Consider the following 18236-nt stretch of genomic DNA (forward strand, 5'->3'; position numbering starts at 1 on the left):
CCCCCGAAAATCCAATATGTTTCATTCTCAAACTACCTCTTAAATCTGATAGAAGTTGGAGCAATAGCTCCATTTGATTTTTCTACTATACCTTTAATGATTGCCCGTTCTTGCGCTTGAGATACTGTTTGCCCACGAACATCAATAACAACTTGCTGTTGCATTCCCGCGGGTAAATTTTCGGCACGCTGGATAGCTTGTTTAGACACATTATTTATCAGACCGTTCTGATTAGTCGTGATATTATAGTTTTTCACTTCAACACTACAGACATTTCCCTGACACCAGTCTGGGCGAACCCCACCTTTTGTACCGTAAGGAACTTCTTTACCGTCTTTGAAGCTGACTTGTTCGCGCCAGCCGTCACCAAGATCTTTCCCAACATCAATTTCTGATTGTCTATGACTGGGGCGCGAAGTCGCGGCTATCTCATCACGGGCACTGTTAAGCAACTTGGCTGCTTCACCAATATCACCTTTTTTCAGCGCCTTTTCAGCAGCTTTCAGGATACCTGAAGCAATTCGTTCTCCAGGAACAATCGTCGCTACGGCGAGAAGATAATCAAGTGCTGACTGTGCCTCCGCAAACGTCTTGATTGTACCAATCACAGGCACAAAATCTAAACCAGCATCCGCAAAACCTTTCAGTAGTTCATCACGATGGGCATCCATCTTCGCTGAACAAGCCTCTGCACTCAGCCCGGCGCAGTTCTTCTCCTTAAACTCTTCCTTCGCCGCCTCTATCTGTTTCAGGGCTTTCTGGTACTTGTCAGCCTGCGATTCGCCGGAGACGCGTTGCTCTGCAATTTCAGCAAATGCATTATTTTCGATCGCCACCTGCGCCGATTGCGCCCCCTGCACCGCGTCCGCGCCGGTATTCCCCACCACGCCCGCCGCCAGACCGCCCGCTATCGTCGCCAGTGTACTGATGTACTGCTTCTGCTCTTCGTTCAGCTCCGACGGTTTCTTGCCCGGGTACAGCGCTTCCATCAGGGCGCGGGCCGCCAGTTCACCGCCCGCTTCACCTGCCGCCCCCGCCAGTGCGTTATTCCCGCTCGCCTGCGCTACCACCGCACCCAGCAACGCGTGCGCCAGCGTGTTCGCCGCCACGTCCGTGTTACCCGCCGCATCCGTCGTCGCCCGGTGGATGGCTTCGGCCATATACGGTGCTGCCGCCCCCGTCAGCGCCTGCGCCATGTTCCCCGCCAGTACGCCCTGAAGCGCCGCCGTCACCGCCTGAATGCCCTGACGTACCGCACCGCCCGTTCCGTACGGCGATGTCCGCATCGCCTCATCGTAGTACGACTGGAACAGCGCCTGCGTTATGTCATCCTGCGTTATCGCTTTGTTCGGGCTCGCCTGCGCCAGCTCGCTGCCCTTCGCCCGGCGCACCGCCTCCGACGCCTCGGCCACCTTCGTGTTCGCCGCCTTCGTCGCCGCTATCGCCCCTTCCGTCGACGCGATATCCAGCGCCTGCGCACCGATGTCCGACATCAGCTGCGCCTGCTGCATCCGGCTCTCGACCTTCTCCTTGTCGAATATCGGGTTCAGCGCCCCGCTGTTCGCCCCCGCCGTATCCCGGCTCAGCCCGCTCACGTCCTGCTGCTGACCCGCCCTGTCACGGATTATCAGCGTGCCGTCGCTCACTGCCGCATAGGTCGTCCCTGATGAGGAGCCGCTCTGGTTCGCCCCCGCCAGTGCCAGCCCGCCCAGGTTGCTCAGCATCTGCATCCCTATCGGGCCGCCGGTGCCAAATCCGCCCCCGCTGTGCGACGCGCTGTACTCTGCGTGGTTGTCGATATTGCTGAACCCCAGCGTCCCCGTATCCAGCCGGTTCTTATCCGCCTCCGCCGTCGACGCTATCGCCCCGCCGTCCAGTTGCGTGTGGTTGCCCACCGTCACGTCAAAACCGCCCCGGCCCGCAAACAGCCCCGACTGCGCCTGCACACTCTCGAAGTTGCTGTTCACCCTGTCACGGCTGAAGCTGAAGCTCGCGCCGCCACCCCCGCCGTAAATCGGTATCGTCACCCCGGCGCTCATGCTCTGCTGTTTGCTGTCGTAATGGTCGCTGTCCTGCTCGCTGCGTATCAGCAGGTCACGCCCCACCTGCGCCTTTATCGTCTCCGCACTGACCTGCGCGCCCTGCAGCGTGGTGTCACGACCGCTGTGCAGCACCGCCGCCCGTCCTGCTTCCAGCAGCGCTTCCGTGTGTGTCACCCCGTCGCCGTGCTGGCTGCCCTTCGCCGCGTTCACGCTCGCACTCACGCTCAGCCCGAAGCTGCCCGAGGCACTCACCCCCAGGCTCACCCCGATACTGCCACCCTGACTCTGGTTGCTCCCCTCGGTGTGCTGCGTGTTCGCCGACGACAGCAGCCGGATATCCCGCGACGCATCCAGCAGCAGGTCCTGACCCGCCTTCAGGGTGCTGCCCGCCACCGTGACGTCACCGTTCGTCGCCGTCACCGACAGGTTGCGACCCGCCGTCACGCTGCTGCCCTGCGCCGTGGTCTGCGTCTGCTCCTGCACCGACTTCGACGACTGGCTGCCGTACGACACGCTGACACCCACCGTCTGGCCGCCCTGTTGACCGCCTGCCCCTTCCGACTGCGCCTGCGCCAGCCGCGCCGCCTGCACCCCCTGTGCCACGCTCAGCGCCGCCTTCGTCTGCTGCAGTGCCTTCACCCGGCCGTCCTGCGTCTCACGCGAGGACTGCGCCGTTTCCACCGCCGTGTTCAGCGCACCGCCCACGCTACCGCTCAGCGCAATCGTCAGACCGCTCTGTTTCTGCTCACGCGTTTCCTTCCTGTCCTGTCGATTCTCCAGCGACACCACGCTCACGTCACGCCCTTTCAGCGTCACGTCTTCACCCGCTATCAGCTCGCTGCCTGCCACACCCAGCGACCCGCCCGCGTTCAGCGTCAGCGACCCCGTGCTGCTGCCTACCGTACTGCCGCGATGCTGCTGCGCGCTCTCCGCCGTGGTGGTCTTCTGGCTGTTGCTGCCTATCGTAAACCCGATACCGCCGCTGCCCATCAGCCCGGAGTGTGTCTCCTCACGCAGGTGCGTCTGTGCATCCCTCTCCTGGGCTGCCGTTACCGTCAGGGTATTGCCCGCTGACAGGCTCACATCGCCGGTGCCCGCCACATCGCTGCCCGATATCGTCAGGTCATGGCCTGCCGCCAGCGCCACCGTATTGCCACTCAGCACGCTCGCCGCCGCCGTCTGCCGGTCTACCGTATCCTGCCGTACCGTGGTTATCTTAGAGGCAAAGCCGTTGCTGCCGGTGGTCTTGTGCCGCTCATCGAGCGTGGCGGTATCCGTTCCCTGCTGGACAGTCAGGTTGTTGCCCGCCGCCAGCATCAGACCGTTGCCCGCGCTCATCGAGGCGGCCGTCGCCGTCAGGTCACGGCCCGCGCTCATGTGGATATCGCCTTTGGCGTTTACTTCGCTGCCCTGCTCATGGCTGGCGCTTTGTGTGACCCGATTATCGCCGTTCCAGACGATATTATCCCGGCTGGCGGTAGTGACCGTCTTCAGGTTGATATCCCGCCCGGCCGCCACCGTGGTGGTGCTGTTCTCGCCGCCGTTGGTCAGCTGCGCCGCCGTCAGGTTGACGTCACGCCCGGCCTGCAATACCAGTTTCCCGGCATCGTTTTGCACATACAGGCCTGCCACCCGGTCCAGCGCGGTACGGCTGAAATTGCCGTCGGCACTGGTGGCACTGCGGGTCGTGGTGGTGAGGGTGATATCCCGTCCCGCCTGCGCCGTCAGGCTGTCGTTGCCCGAAATCAGCCCACCGATGCTGGTAATATCGGTGCGGGCCTGCAACGCCAGATCATTGGCGTGGATCAGCCCACCGGTGTTGTTAAGGTTCTCTGCCAGCAGGGTGGCGTTGCCTGCCGCCTGAATACGGCCGCTGTTGTTGATATCGCCGTCAACACGAATATCCGCCGTGCGCCCGGCCAGCAGCGCCCCGCTGCCGTCCAGATCACCCTCTTTCAGTCGGGCGTAAACCTGTGGCACCAGCACCGTCTGGGTGGTGCCATCCGGCAACGTTACCGTCTGGTTGACCATCCACACCATGTCGCTGGTCAGTAACCGCATCTGTTCCGCCGTCAGCGCCACGCCCGGCGTTAGCCCGTATTGCTTGCCAAACGCAATACCGGCATCCATCAGCGCCTTGAACTGGGTGTCATCGTTGCTGTAACCGTTAAGGTAACGCTGCCCGGTTAACGAGACTATCTGCTCACGCACCAGTCGCTGTTCGTAGAACCCATCCCCCAGACGCTTGTGAACGCTGGTCGGGTCGCCGGTGAGCGCACTCAGCATGTAGTCTGAACTCAGCCAGGTCTTCTGGTTGGTGAAGCGCGGGTCGGTTTCCACCAGATAACTGGCGTTACGGTCCGGGTTGGTATGAAACAGGCTGTTATCCGGTAGCCGGATGTCCGGCCCCACCAGCCTGATGATAGCCGCGGGTTTACCACTTTCCGGTGCGGTACCCGACGTCACTTCGAAAACCTGGCCGGATGGCAATGTCACCGGTTGATTGGGCAGCGCCTGCAACACGGCAGCATTCACACCGGTTGCACCCGCTACGCTACCGTTCACGCTGCTATCACTGCGCCCCTGTAAGCCACGGTTGCTGGCCGCCGCCGTGAACGACTGTATCGCCCCCGGTTGCAAGGTTATCGACTGGATCTGCTCCGGCGGGGTATACGCCGCGCTATCGTGCCCTTGTTCGTCACGCCCTTTGTGACGAATACGCCAGAAACTGGTGGCGGTGCCGTTTTCAGTAATATGCCGCTCGCCGGGGACTTCCACGTTATTCAGTTGTCCGGCGCTGATCCCCAGGCCTGAACCGGCAATGATGCGGCTCTTGTCGTTCAGCACCATACCGGAGGTAATCAGCAGATTGCCGCCCGACAGTATCTGGCCGGGGTCACTTTGGATAATGCGCGACTCTTCAATATGCCGGGTGAAATCATACCGGGTAAATTCTTCGTTGCCGCCGTCTGGCGTAATCAAGCCGTCGACTTCACCATGACTGATACTGATCTGATCCGGGGTGTACATGGTGGTCGACCCGGCCATGCGGTACAGCTGCACCTGTTCATCCGACACCGGCACGATCGCGGTGGCAAAATGGTTATTGATGTTATTGAGCGTGCCGACATTCAGCACAATGTCACCGGCAGCTTCAATCGTCGCACTGCCGTTATTGATAACGCCGCCCTGACCGGTCGCATGATTCTGGCTATCCAGCGCGCCGCCTATCGCCATCGCCCCGCTGCTGTAAATCAGGGCGTGCTCGTTGTTATTCAGCGCCCACATGCCGAGGTCCAGCCGCTGGCGGGCGGCAATTACCGGTGCCACACCATTCTGGTTGAGGTTATTGATAGTCCCGGCCTGTAGCGCCAGTGCATCACCGAAGAGGCGACCGGTCGACAGGTTATTGATCGTGGAAGCAGTGAGCAGCGTGTTGCTGCCATCCACCAACCCGTAGTTGGTCAGCGTCTGACCGGCACTGAGCCGGGTGGTGGTAGCGCTGATCTCGGCTCCATTCAGGTTTTCCAGATTCGCCGCACCCAGTTGCAGCGTTGACCCGGCCTGCATCAGTGCCGCATTACGCAGCAGCCCGTTGGTCTGGAAGGTCAGCGCATTACTGGCGCGCACGCTGCCGGTGTTGATGAAGTCCTGAGTGAGCGACACCTGCATGTTGCCTAACGACAGCAGGCGGCCATCGCCGCTTAACTGATTGGCCGTCAGCGTCAGTTGTTGTTGCGCCTGTATATCGCCATTGGTGTTCAGCAGGGTATCGGCCTGAATCTCACTGCTGCCCTGACTGGATAGCATGCCGTTGCTGTTATCCAGCACGCCGCTGAGGGTGAGCGCCAGATCGCGGCTGGCGGTGATAGCGCCGTTGCCGTTCTGCAACTGACCGGCGGTCACACTGACGTTGTTACCCAGAATCCCATTCTGGTTGCGTGTGCCCTGATTCAGTACGGACCCGGCCAGCAATGTGGCCTGCTGCCCGGCATGAATCAGCCCCAGGGTGTTATCGATAACCGCCTGCACCGCATCCAGCGTCAGGTTACCCACCGCCTGCAGGGTACCGCTCTGGTTGCTGATGCCACCATCCGCGGTCACCGTCAGGTTCCCGTTGGTGATGATAGACCCGCCCTGTGAGTTATCGAGTGATGAACCGGCCAACGTCAGGTCACCGCCGGACTGGATCTGCCCACCGGCATTGAGGATGACATTGTTTGCCGCCGGTGCTGCCGCCAGCAGGGTCATGAACTGCCGGGCCGCGCTGTGCAAGGGGCGGGTATCCCAACTCAGCGACGTACCCGCCTGAATTTTACCGCCCTGATTGCTGACATCAGCCGTGCTCGCCTGCAAAGCACCCAGTGCAGCCAGTTGTCCCTGCTGGTTATTGAGGCTACCGCTGTTTAACGTCAGGTTGCGGTTGGCTATCACCGCACCACCGAGGTTACTGAACACCCCGGTACGCAGTTGGATGTCCGACTGACTGGTGATGCCGCCCTGGCTGCCACTGGCACCGTTGCTCAACGACTCGCCGTTGGTGTTTAACGACAGCAGACCACCGCTTTGTATCAACCCGGTATCGTTCTGTACTTGCAGGGTATCCATCGTCAGCGTGCCGGTCGCGCCAATCCGTCCGCCCTGATTATCCAGTGCGCCCAGCGTGAGCGCGGCATCCGCGCCGCTCACCAGCAAACCGTTGCGGTTATCCACATCACCGCTGTTTAAGGTGAACGCGCCCTGGCTGAGCAACGTTCCCTGAGTGTTAATCAAGCCGCCTTGCTGCAAGTCGACATCCAGCACATTCGCCCGCACCAGACCGGCGGCATTGCTCATGCCGTTCGCCTGTATCTGCAGGCGCTTACCCGCACCCAGTTTGCCGCCGTCATTGCGCAACTGCTGTTGGCTGGTGATCAGGGCATCGCCGGAAACCGTGCTGAGCGTTCCTTGTCGGTTATCCAGTTGATCGGCCGTCAGCATGAAATGACCCGAGCCCACATGCTGAATGCTGCCTTGCTGATTGTTGAGCTGCTGGGTTTGCAACGTCAGATCCTGCCCGTTGCTGATAATCTGCCCACCACGGTTGTCGATACCACCGCGATGATTCAGTGTCAGGCTCTGGCTACCGGTTTGGATGAGGTTCCCTTTGCGGTTGGATAACCGGTCGGTATTCAGGTTCAGGGTATCCGCCTGCAATGTGCCGCCATCGTTGTTGATGCTGACCGGCGCATTCAGCGACAACAGGGTGTCCGACTGAATATTGGCACCACTGACTGAGACACTGCCTTGTCTGGCCGTGATCGCCACCTGTTTGCCGTAGGTCTGGCTACCGCCCAGATCCACATCGCTACCGGTCACAGTCAGTTGGCCCGCCGCCAGGTGCTTACCGTTGCCCGTCAGGTTGCCATCGGCATCCAGCGTTAGCGTGCCGCTGCCGGACAATGTGCCGTCGGCACTCATACCACCGGCGATCGCCCCCGACTGGCTATTGTTTATCGTACCGCCTTTGATGCGGGTGTGGCTGGCGGCGGCGATAACGCCACTGTTGCCAAGCTGGCCGCCTGCCGTGACGGACGTTTCGCCGCTGGCGTATACCTTGCCCTGATTGCTCACATCCTGAGTCGAGGTCAGTTGAATATCCTGACTGGCGTTGATTGTGCCGCTATTTTCGATACGCCCGTCAGCCGTCAGCGTCACACTGCCTGCCGAGGCACCGATATTCCCGGCGTTTCTCACGCCAACCCCTTTCTCGGTGCCAATCAGGCGGATTTTCCCGGCGTACATCCCGCCCAGTTGCGAGGCATCCAGCGCCAGTTGAGGCGAGGCGCTGCCGTCACGGGTCGCCTGAATGTTGTCATGGGCGGCGCTGACCTGATTGCTACCGGCGGTGACCCGCAAATCGTTAGCCCAGATACCGGCGTTCACTTTCACGGAACGGGCGATGATATCGGTGTAATCCTGGTTACGGCTGTCCAGCCCACCGCCTTGAATAATGATTTCACCTTGTCGCACGTCATAACCGGTCAGATTGCCGTCCTGCATCTGCGCCCGGCCGGTGGTGAGCGTCGCCCGATTGGCATTAATAAAACCGCAGCCATCACAGGTGATGCCCGCCGGGTTCGCGATAATCACCTGCGCCCGGGTGCCCGCCACCTCCACATACCCACCCAGGCGGCTGGGGTTGCTGGAATTCACCTCATTGAGGATGACTTTGGCCTCACCCTGCGCCAGATAGGGGTTACGTTCAACCCAGCCGCCCTGCTGCGTCTGGATACGCTCGCGCGAGTTATTGAGGATGGCACCTTTGCCATCCACATCAAACTGACTGTAGGTATTGCGGGATACGCCGCCTGCGCTGGGCGTCTGGATATTAACCTGCGGCACCCCGTTGGCGGTGTTGACGATCACCGGTTGCTGGTTAGCGGGTGCCCCCGCATCCGCCACTATTCCCGCCTGAGCGGGTGCCACCACGGACACACAACCAAGCGCGGTTAGCAGTGCAAAACCCAACGGAGAAAGACGGGCCCACTGATGTGGCAAAAGGGTACCGGGTCGTGAGGAACGGCCACCGCCACCTTGTCCTGCTCGGGCAATATCCGCCACAACCATCAACATGCCGCGGCTTTTGTTGAAAATGATCCGGTAGAGCAATTTGTTCACAGCAAGATATCCTTATCGAATGCAAATCTCGGGAAGCGGTTCAGCTAAAGGGTGTTGTTGCAGCCAGTGATCGCGTGACTGACGTGATACCTGATCGCCATGGTGCACGAAGACGCGTTTGCCACGTCTGGCACCCTGATGGTCAAGCGAGCGGAAGCAGTAATCCGGCAATAAGGTGCGGCAGACCAGATGGCGCATGGCGCGAGAATGGCCAAAGGGCGCGATCCAATCGATAATCCACATGCGATCGCCACAGGCCCAGTCGTCCTGCGGCATCAGAATAGAAGGTTGGGTGAGGTAACGCCGTTCGGCTTCGGCATCCAGCCATGCCCAACTCATGAAAAAAATCGGCTGTTGCTGCTGGCTGACCACCACGTATTGCTGGTGCTTGATAATCGGCAGCAGTAATGTCGATAACGCCTGTAAGGGCGCGTCACGGTGCAGCGGCGAATGCATCCAGAGCCACACGGCGGCCCCCAGTATTTCCGCTTCGCTGCTTTCGCCGCCAATCAACGCTGGCGACTGAACGTCAAAATGGTCAATCTGCATCCTTGCTACGTCCTAATACTGCCAGTTGAGGGTAAATCCTACTGTTACCGGGCTGGTGTTGAATCCATCGGGTTTAGAGAGCGGAATACCGGCGAACAGGTCATAGTTAATGCTCTTAACCGCGCCGCGCCAGCCCAGCACGCCACCGGCCAGGTGGCGTCCCAGCAAGGTATCGCTGCCGCCGCCATCCACTGCGCCATAATCCACGCCGAGATAGAGTGACTGCCCCGGCAACGGTGTCGTCCACACCAGTTCATTGCGAACCAGCCAGCCATCATCGGCATTCAGGGTACGCTCGCCGTCAAATCCCCGCACCGTCCAGCGGTTGCCGATGGCAAATTGCTCCTGGGGTGTCAGCCGGGTCAGACTGTGCTGTTGCTGATATTGCAGGTTATAGGTGAAAGGTTGCGCCAACAGATGGAAAGGCACCTCCAGTTGCGTTGTCCACTGCACAATCTTCGACAACTCGGTGCCTTCATCAAACGCTTCTTCCGGTGCCGGTAATGCGCCGAACCAGCGGGTGCCGCGCTGGTAACTGACCGCCATATCCAGCGTGGATTGCCCGACATAGTGACGATGCTGTAAACCAAGACGCCAGGCGGCACTGTTACGCCGCTGCACTTCCACTTCGGTGTCGTTGATGTAATTTCGTGTCTGGCGGGTGAGCAACTCGTAGCTGACCGATGTTTTCTGCGTGGCATTGCGATGAATAACCCGCCGCAGGCTGGCGTTAAGATTCTGGCTGCGACCGCTGTATTTATATTCCTGATTGATACCGGCGATCGTCTGGTGGTAGTCGTACCCGCTGGTGGTAATACCCGCCAGCCAATAGCCCCACGGCACCGAATAGTGCGCGGTATAGTTTTGGCTGGATTGGGCGCTACGCCATTGCAGATCGTGGGTTGCAGACACATAGAACATGTCACTGAGCGATAGCGGGTTATCCAGAAACAGCGTCATCCCGCCCTGATAACGGCCGGTACTGCGCGTACCCGAGTCATCCAGCGAGGTCGCCACACGCCAGTGGCGGGACTGTTTCCAACTGATATCGACATCACTCTCACCCGGCTGCTCACCGGGGACAATCTGCATGTCGGCTTTTACCGTCGGCAAGCGCTGCATATTTTCCAGCCCTTGCTCGATATCTCGCAGATTCAGCAGGTTACCTTCGTGCGCGGGCAGTGCGCTATAGAGCTGCACATAACTATCGCTCCCCGGCGTCAGTACCACGTGGCGAATCGTCCCCGCCACCAATGCCAGTTTGAGGGTACCGCTTTTGAGATCCTGCGCGGGTGCCAGTACACGCGATGTCACATAGCCATACTCAACCAGCCGGTTCTGTAACCGGCTCATCAGCAGGTTGATGCCCTTGACCCCAAGGCACTGCCCACGGCCTTTGTCTGCCAGACGCTGTAGCGGTAGCCAGGATGGAAAAGAAGCCAGCCCATCCAGTTCAACCCGGTCAATATCAAAGCAGGGCTGCTCAATGGGAAACCCGTCGCCAGATACCTCTTCCAGCGAGGTCTGAAACCGGACATCCGGTGTTACCGGTGCCAGCTTTTTCTCCTGAGCACGCAACCGTTCTTGCTGGCTAATGGATTGCTGTTCCAGCGGGGTGCCGGGTTCCGCAGCAGACGCCGAGAAACAATAAGAAACTGAAAATAAAAAGTAAAATTTAAGAAATAAGAGGAATTGCTTAAAACAGGCGTGATTGCGCCTTCTTCCCTGAAGTTCAATGAGCATAGCTATCCGTTTCGTCAAAAAACTGTAAAGAAACATACAATAATTTACGATGCGGAGTTTACAGAAACGGCTAAGAGAACAAAACCGGTTGCTTAGTTGGATTTTTTATAAGCAGCTATTGATTAGCATTAAGAATATTTTAAGAAAGAACGCGGAAGAGTCAGGCCCCCCGTGAAGGGGGGCCGCAGCAGGACTAGCGGCGTACCGCCGGGATCTGCTGAGTAATACAGTGGATATTGCCGCCACCCAGCAGGATCTCGCGCGCCGGAACACCACTTATCAGGTAGTCGGGGAACATCTGTTGCAACAGCGCATGTGCCTCGCCGTCAGTACGTTCATCCAGCAGCGGATAAATCACCTGCTTGTTGCTGATCAGGAAATTGACGTACGACCCTGCCAGCCGTGACCCGGCGTTACGCTCGATAGCGTTACCCTCGGTCACGCCCGCCGCTTCTTCCGGGGTCGCGTACAGCGGGCCGGGTGCCGGTAGTTTCCAAATTTTTAGCGACCGGCCCTGAGCATCCTTCGTCTGGGACAGCACCTGATACGCCGCCTGAGAGCGGGCATACTGCGGGTCGGTTTCATCGTCCGTCCAGTGCAGCGCCACTTCGCCGGGGCGGATAAAACAGCACATGTTGTCGATATGGCCGTCGGTTTCGTCGTTATAGACGCCTTCATCCAGCCAGATAAAGACCGACACCCCGAGATAATCCCGCAGGTGCTGCTCAATCTGCGCTTTGCTCAGATGCGGATTGCGGTTCGGGTTTAGCAGGCACTCGGCGGTGGTCAGCAACGTGCCTTCACCATCGGTGTGGATAGAGCCACCTTCCAGAATCAGCGGAGCGGCATAGCGTGCATCGCCGTGATAAGCCAGCACCTGCGCCGCCACGTTCTCGTCACGGCTCCAGTCTTCATACAGGCCGCCCAGTGCGCCCCCCCAGGCGTTGAATTGCCAGTCGACACCACGACGCTCACCGGCCGCGTTCAACACCACGGTAGGCCCGGTGTCACGTACCCAGGCGTCATCGCTTTCCATTTCCACCAGCGTCACGCCAGTCGGCATCACGCTTTTGGCCTGCGCCATCTGGTCACGCGGCACGCCCATCACAACCGGTGTGGTTTGCGAAATAGCCGCAGCAACGGCAGCAAAGGTCCGCTGGGCGGGAATCTCGTCGCCCTGCATGCGCCAGTTGTCGCGGCGGTACGGCCACAACATCCACACCGCGTCGTGCGGTGCCCATTCCGCTGGCATGGCGAAGCCGTCTTGCAACGGCGTGGTCAGCTCAGACATCGCTTATCTCCAGGTCTTGCCGTCAGAGGTGCCGATGACACCGTACATGTCCGGACGGCGGTCACGGAACAAGCCCCAGGCAGCGCGCTGCGCAGCAATCGCTTCCAAATCGAACTCATGCACCAGCACTGTTTCGTCGGTCTTGTTGGCCTGCGCGACCAGCGCACCGGTTTGATCGGCAATGAACGACGAGCCATAGAACGTCATTTCCAGACCGTCGAGGTATTTACTGGCTTCGGTACCGATACGGTTGGACGCGATCACCGGGATCAGGTTGGCGGCAGCATGGCCCTGCTGTACGCGGGTCCAGTGCGGCTGGCTGTCGATATCCGGATACGCCGGTTCAGAACCGATGGCGGTCGGGTAGAAAATCAGCTCGGCCCCTTTGAGTGCCAGGCAGCGGGCCGTTTCCGGGAACCACTGATCCCAGCAGATACCGACGCCCACTTTGGCGTAGCGGGTTTGCCACACTTTGAACCCGGTGTCGCCCGGAATGAAGAACTGTTTTTCCTGATAGGCCGGGCCGTTAGGAATATGGGTTTTGCGATACACGTCCAGTACGCTACCGTCAGCGTCAATCATGACCAGCGAGTTGTAGTAGGCGTTATTGGCGCGCTCGAAGAAACTCAGCGGCAGCACCACTTCCAGCTCGGCCGCCAGCGCGGAAAAGTGTTTGATAAGCGGGCTGGTTTCCAATTCTTGCGCCAGCGCGTAATGCTCCGGACTCTGGTCGATGCAGAAATAAGGCGCGGCAAACAGTTCCTGAATCAGAATGATTTGCGCTCCCTGCGCATGAGCCTGACGCACCAGCCTTTCGGCGTTTGCGATATTTTTTGGCAAATCCCAGGTGCAGGCCATCTGCGTGGCGGCAACGGTAACTTTTGTCATGCGAAAACCTCAATAATTTCTGTATGGGTGCTCATGCCTGCGCCACCAGCGCGTGGGAACAGCATGAGACGGGTAAAAGTGTAGATCAACAACTCACCCGACGCCCGGTGAACGCCGCAGGGCATCGGCATTATGCCAGCGAATCATGACGGTGAGGATGCACCTGCATGTCTGCGTTACCCACCGCTGGCATACACCTCGTTCATCGGGCCGTCGCCGTTTTCCGTTTCCCAATAAGAAATCCCGCCCAAAAGAGCGGGATTTGCTTGCTCAACCCGGCCACGCCGGGTGCACATCAGAACAGCTTCTTGGCGGTATTCAGCCAGTCGCCTTTGAACGGGCGCTTCATGTTCTCGATGGCGTCGATAATATCATGATGGACCAGTTTTTCATTCTGGATCCCGACGCAACGGCCGCCATAGCCTTGCTGCAACAGTTCAATAGAGTAGGCCCCCATGCGGGAAGCCAGGATGCGGTCATACGCTACCGGTGAACCACCACGCTGGATGTGGCCCAACACCGTGGCGCGGGTTTCGCGTCCGGTTTCTGTTTCAATATAGTGTGCCAGTTCATCCACATCACACACCAGTTCGGTAATCGCGACGATGGCGTGTTTCTTCCCTTTGGCGATACCGGCTTTAATCTCTTCCACCAGGTCTTCTTTTTTGAAGTCAACTTCCGGCAGCACGATGAATTCACAGCCACCGGCAATCGCTGCGGCCAGCGTCAGGTCGCCACAGTGGCGTCCCATCACTTCCACGATGGAAATACGCTGGTGGGAAGACGAGGTATCACGCAGGCGGTCAATCGCTTCCACCACGGTTTCCAGCGCGGTGAAATAACCGATGGTGTAGTCGGTACCGGCCACGTCATTGTCGATGGTGCCCGGCAGGCCGATGCAGGGGAAGCCCATCTCGGTCAAGCGCTTAGCCCCCATGTAGGAACCGTCACCCCCGATCACCACCAGCGCGTCCAGATCATGCTTTCTCATGTTTTCCACGCACACCTGACGTACCGCTTCCTCACGGAACGCCGGGAAACGGGCAGACCCGAGGAACGTGCCGCCACGGTTGATCACGTCAGACACGCTATAGCGGTCCAACTGTGCCATGCGATCTTCATACAAGCCCAGATAGCCGTCATAAATACCGTATACTTCCAGGTTTTCCGCTAACGCGGCACGCACCACACCACGAATGGCCGCATTCATCCCCGGCGCATCGCCACCGCTCGTCAGTACTCCGATTTTTTTAATCATGACAACCTCTGGATTTGTAGATGTAAATTCGCAGATTCTTCTATCTCAAGGCTCACAAGACAAAGCCTAACCGTTTTATCAACATAGTATAACAAATACACCCAGCTGAATTGATTCAGGTCAGTCTCTTCGTCCACGAAAAATCTATCGTAGATCACATTTTTACAACACATCATGGCCCGGATAAAACCCGACCCGTTACAGTTCCCAGCGCCCACGCTGCTCCTGCGGCACCACCGAGACAGGATCCTGATGAATGATAACGTCTGAACCGGGGAAACGTTTGAGCAATGCCTGCTCCAGTTCGTCCGCAATCTGGTGTGACTCCACCAGCGGCAGGTTGTCCGCCATTTCCAGATGCAACTGGATAAAGCGAGTCGGGCCAGAACGGCGGGTGCGCAACTGATGCGCGCCACTTACCCCCGGCCATGAAGACACGATATTGACGATTTCCTGTCGCTCGTCATCGGGCAGGGCTCTGTCCAGCAGTACCTGAATCGCCTCGTAGGCCATGCGCAGCGCACTGCTCAAAATATAGATACCAATCCCCAACGCGAAGACCGCGTCGGCCCAGTTGATACCTTTCCAGCTTAGTACCAACGACAGCAAAATGGCGCCATTCATCAGGACATCAGACTGGTAATGCAGCATGTCTGCTCGCACCGCCTGACTATGTGTTCTGCGGATAACCCAACGCTGGAAGCTCACCAGAAAGCCCGTCGCCACCAGCGCAATCACGGTCACCCACATACCCAGTTCAGCCCCTTGTAGCGGCTGTGGGTTCATCAGATGCTGAGCGCCCGTCAATAACAGAAACAGCGCCGAACCGGCAATGAACATGCTCTGCGCCAATGCGGCCAGCGACTCGGCTTTGCCATGCCCGAACGTATGTTCAATATCAGCAGGTTGCAACGAATAGCGAACGACTAGCAGGTTAACCAGCGACGCCGCGATATCCACCAGCGAATCCACCAGTGATGCCAGCAAGCTGACCGAACCGGTGTACCACCAGGCGTACACCTTCATGCCAAACAGCGATAACGCCATACCGGTAGCCAAAAAAGCCGCGGTCGTCACCAGACGTGCGTAATGAGAATTCATACACTATTCCATTCAAGCGAGGGAGCCAGTATACCGAATTCCAGCAGGGAAAAACCGTGACACTTTATGTCAGGATTGGGGTCACCCGCGCTTTTCCGGCGACGGCCAACCCATCGATATATACAGCGCGTCATGGCGACGCACGGATAACCTGCCTGCGGTGGCTCTCCGTGCCGTCATGGCCTTCGCTGGCTCAGGGCTTACGCAGAATTTTCTGCAACCGTTCCTGTTCCCAGCGTGACCAGCGATCTCGCAGCCAGAAAATCCGTGCCGACCGAACCAGCAACGCGCCGCCCCATGCCAGCAGCGGCCAGATAAACCAATACGTTTGCGGGTTAACCCACAAATTGATGACCACCAGCACGATGTTCACCGGCACAAACAGCAACAGACTGCGCCAGAAACGGCTTTCCTGCTCAACCTGTGTTCTGGCCTGCGAAATGCGTAACGCCAGCGAGTCGCCACTCGCCGCCTGCTCGCTGTCTTCTGGCATCAACGTCGTCACATTGACGCCAAACGCCGCGGCAATAGCGCTGAGCGTTTCCAGACTGGCACGTTCTCCGTTTTCAATCCGCTGAATGGTTCTGACGCTCAACGCCGACAGTTCGGCCAGTTGTTCCTGAGACCAGGCTCGGGCAAGGCGCTGTGATTTGATCGTGTTCATGATGCACTCCTGTTGAATGAAAACCCGATGCAAGCCTGCGTTAGCACCGTGAAAAACACCACGACAGTAACCTGACACCAACCCGACAGCCACCTGACACGTCACGCAAGCCGCGCCATGGCTCGCTTTTTCGCAGCAGGCATGGACATCACGTCTGGTGATGGGGAGAATAGCGACGACCAGATAGACATCGGGAAATCGTATGAAACGGCGACCAGCTTCACGCCTGCTGATTCTCAACCCTGAACAACGGGTATTGCTATTCCTGTTCCATCATACTCAGGATGCCCTTGCCGGACAGCGTTATTGGGCAACACCTGGCGGGGCGGTAGAAAACGGAGAAACGTTTGAGCAGGCGGCGGTACGAGAGCTGTGGGAAGAGACCGGTATCCGTCGTCAGGTGCCCGGCCCGTGTATCGCTACGCGTACCTTTACCATGGCGATGCCTGACGGAAACACCGTGCTTGCCGATGAACGGTTTTTTGTCATCCCTATCACCGACAGTACTCTCCACACTGGCAACTGGACGGCGCATGAACAGGAAGTGATGCGAGACCATCACTGGTGGAGCCGCGATGAACTCCTCGCCACACAAGATAAGGTCTACCCGGAACAGCTAGTTGAAATGCTGTGGCCGGGCAGAGCTAGTCTGGTTACGCCGCAGGAGGAGCAGGCCAGGTGATATCGGGTGCGGTGGATGTGTCAACTCTATTTAAAAGCACACGATAATTCCGCCACTCAGCTAATAGCGTAACTTCACGGTCTGTTGCCATACCAAGATCAACAGCATCCTGAAAGGGTGCAATTACTAATGCAGCATCAGAAAGTAGTTTGCTCTTCATTGCTTGGGCATTCGCAACTGCTTGCGAGGATGTCAGTTGGGGAGCATTTATTAATACAGGGTAACCATTATGGTCGGTTGTAATTACCATCCCTGATGCTTGCCCCTGAATTAATTCAGACCATACCTCATCAGTCACAGGTACTTGCTTATTTGAAATACATTCAAGTGTAAAACCCGTATCAGTTGCATAAAACATTAGATTCCCCCCATTGCAATATATTTAAAATCAAATGTCCCATTAATCAGTGCACCATTAACCACATGTCGCGCATAAATAGTTACGGTTCCTGCACCGGCTGGTGTTGCCGCAAAACTAATTGCGCCATTCCCCACATCAATAGCAATAAATGAAAAATAGGCATCGCTGAATGCTAATGGTAACGTGAATATCACAGTACCATTAGAAAATACTCCGGAGCCCTTTCCTTGCATAATCCGTCGTTTTTTAGCAATATCGATGGCTGAAAATACACCGTCGAGATGGTATTCCGTAAATTCACTATTGATTTCATTTACTACAAAGGCGGTTGTTGCCAGTTGTGTCGTACTCGTTCCTGCTACGGCGGTCGGTGCCGCAGGAGTACCGGTAAATACCGGGCTTTCAATCGGGGCATACTGCTTATGCGGGTTAACGGCAGCGACATGATCAGCCAGCAAGGTATCGGCATAGCGCCGTGTCGCCAGTGCCACCGTCGGGTCAAATTTCAGCGATATTGCATCGGTACGGCTGACAATCAGGATCATGCGCACCGTCTGCACCCGGCCCGATCCTTCCTTCAGTTCCGGTTTATAGGTTTCCGGGCAGTTACCGAGCGCAATCAAGTCACCATCCACATCGTACAACCCGATCTCACGCAGCCAGAATCCCCCTTCATTTTCCGGGATCACTTGCTCGGCAATCATCTGATTGGTGTTGTCCGGGTCAACCGTTAGCGAGTTGATTACCCCACGTCGCTTTTCATTGACCAATTTGGTTTGCAGCGGATCGGGGGTGGGGAGTATGCCATTGCCATCCCCCACACCTATTTGGGCCAGCTCCAGCGCTTTTCCTGCGGCTATCGCCGCCGCCAGCTTTTTCTCACCCACCTGGGTGAGCAAGGTAAAGTATTTCGTTCCCATCGTTTCTCTCATCAGCATGAATGTAAAGGAAAAGGTCAGGCAGTTGTCGGGGAGAATCAGCACACGGCAAGCGTGCA

General features: G+C 57.9%; 10 protein-coding genes and 1 pseudogene. 1 reads left to right on the forward strand and 10 read right to left on the reverse strand.

Features of this window, described 5'->3' with window-relative positions; genetic code table 11:
• Positions 1-32 precede the first annotated feature (32 nt).
• The 8 genes from LF929_RS19920 to LF929_RS19955 form a co-directional block, all read right to left on the reverse strand.
• Complete coding sequence (locus LF929_RS19920) at positions 33-8702, reverse strand: hemagglutinin repeat-containing protein (protein WP_368678954.1); 8670 nt, start codon at positions 8700-8702, stop codon at positions 33-35.
• Positions 8703-8714: 12 nt separating this feature from the next.
• Positions 8715-9251 carry a toxin-activating lysine-acyltransferase gene (locus LF929_RS19925; RefSeq protein WP_038909286.1) on the reverse strand — a complete coding sequence of 179 codons (537 nt, stop codon included), beginning with the start codon at positions 9249-9251 and terminating at the stop codon, positions 8715-8717.
• 12 nt (positions 9252-9263) lie between these two features.
• Positions 9264-10994 carry a ShlB/FhaC/HecB family hemolysin secretion/activation protein gene (locus LF929_RS19930; RefSeq protein ID WP_226093026.1) on the reverse strand — a complete coding sequence of 577 codons (1731 nt, stop codon included), beginning with the start codon at positions 10992-10994 and terminating at the stop codon, positions 9264-9266.
• 193 nt (positions 10995-11187) lie between these two features.
• Complete coding sequence (gene aguA / locus LF929_RS19935) at positions 11188-12285, reverse strand: agmatine deiminase (protein WP_226092883.1); 1098 nt, start codon at positions 12283-12285, stop codon at positions 11188-11190.
• A gap of 3 nt (positions 12286-12288) precedes the next feature.
• Positions 12289-13173 (reverse strand): N-carbamoylputrescine amidase, encoded by an 885-nt coding sequence (gene aguB / locus LF929_RS19940; protein ID WP_016942829.1) that lies wholly within the window; start codon positions 13171-13173, stop codon positions 12289-12291.
• A 295-nt stretch (positions 13174-13468) separates the two neighbouring features.
• A complete protein-coding gene (pfkA, locus tag LF929_RS19945) occupies positions 13469-14431 on the reverse strand; it encodes a 6-phosphofructokinase (RefSeq protein ID WP_016942828.1) in 963 nt (320 codons plus the stop codon).
• 198 nt (positions 14432-14629) lie between these two features.
• On the reverse strand, positions 14630-15532 hold the full coding sequence (gene fieF, locus LF929_RS19950) for a CDF family cation-efflux transporter FieF (protein WP_038909290.1): 903 nt from the start codon (positions 15530-15532) through the stop codon (positions 14630-14632).
• A gap of 193 nt (positions 15533-15725) precedes the next feature.
• On the reverse strand, positions 15726-16196 hold the full coding sequence (locus tag LF929_RS19955) for a 2TM domain-containing protein (protein ID WP_038905986.1): 471 nt from the start codon (positions 16194-16196) through the stop codon (positions 15726-15728).
• A 202-nt stretch (positions 16197-16398) separates the two neighbouring features.
• Between LF929_RS19955 and LF929_RS19960 the strand changes: the two genes are divergently transcribed.
• On the forward strand, positions 16399-16878 hold the full coding sequence (locus LF929_RS19960) for an NUDIX hydrolase (protein WP_210174001.1): 480 nt from the start codon (positions 16399-16401) through the stop codon (positions 16876-16878).
• On the opposite strand, the gene LF929_RS19965 is transcribed toward LF929_RS19960, so the two are convergent.
• On the reverse strand, positions 16850-17236 hold the full coding sequence (locus LF929_RS19965; protein ID WP_226092882.1) for a tail fiber assembly protein: 387 nt from the start codon (positions 17234-17236) through the stop codon (positions 16850-16852). The genes LF929_RS19960 and LF929_RS19965 overlap by 29 nt on opposite strands.
• A gap of 320 nt (positions 17237-17556) precedes the next feature.
• Positions 17557-18159, reverse strand: a pseudogene (locus LF929_RS19970) (phage tail protein); the annotation flags it as partial.
• Positions 18160-18236 lie beyond the last annotated feature (77 nt).

Origin of the sequence: Dickeya oryzae (assembly GCF_020406815.2) — a bacterium.
GTDB lineage: Bacteria > Pseudomonadota > Gammaproteobacteria > Enterobacterales > Enterobacteriaceae > Dickeya > Dickeya oryzae.

Excerpts from the sequence above, each read along its gene's own strand:
- LF929_RS19925 (WP_038909286.1), bottom strand. The coding sequence starts at position 9,251 with ATGCAGATTGACCATTTTGACGTTCAGTCGCCAGCGTTGATTGGCGGC.
- LF929_RS19930 (WP_226093026.1), bottom strand. The coding sequence starts at position 10,994 with ATGCTCATTGAACTTCAGGGAAGAAGGCGCAATCACGCCTGTTTTAAG.
- aguA (WP_226092883.1), bottom strand. The coding sequence starts at position 12,285 with ATGTCTGAGCTGACCACGCCGTTGCAAGACGGCTTCGCCATGCCAGCG.
- aguB (WP_016942829.1), bottom strand. The coding sequence starts at position 13,173 with ATGACAAAAGTTACCGTTGCCGCCACGCAGATGGCCTGCACCTGGGAT.
- pfkA (WP_016942828.1), bottom strand. The coding sequence starts at position 14,431 with ATGATTAAAAAAATCGGAGTACTGACGAGCGGTGGCGATGCGCCGGGG.
- fieF (WP_038909290.1), bottom strand. The coding sequence starts at position 15,532 with ATGAATTCTCATTACGCACGTCTGGTGACGACCGCGGCTTTTTTGGCT.
- LF929_RS19955 (WP_038905986.1), bottom strand. The coding sequence starts at position 16,196 with ATGAACACGATCAAATCACAGCGCCTTGCCCGAGCCTGGTCTCAGGAA.
- LF929_RS19960 (WP_210174001.1), top strand. The coding sequence starts at position 16,399 with ATGAAACGGCGACCAGCTTCACGCCTGCTGATTCTCAACCCTGAACAA.
- LF929_RS19965 (WP_226092882.1), bottom strand. The coding sequence starts at position 17,236 with ATGTTTTATGCAACTGATACGGGTTTTACACTTGAATGTATTTCAAAT.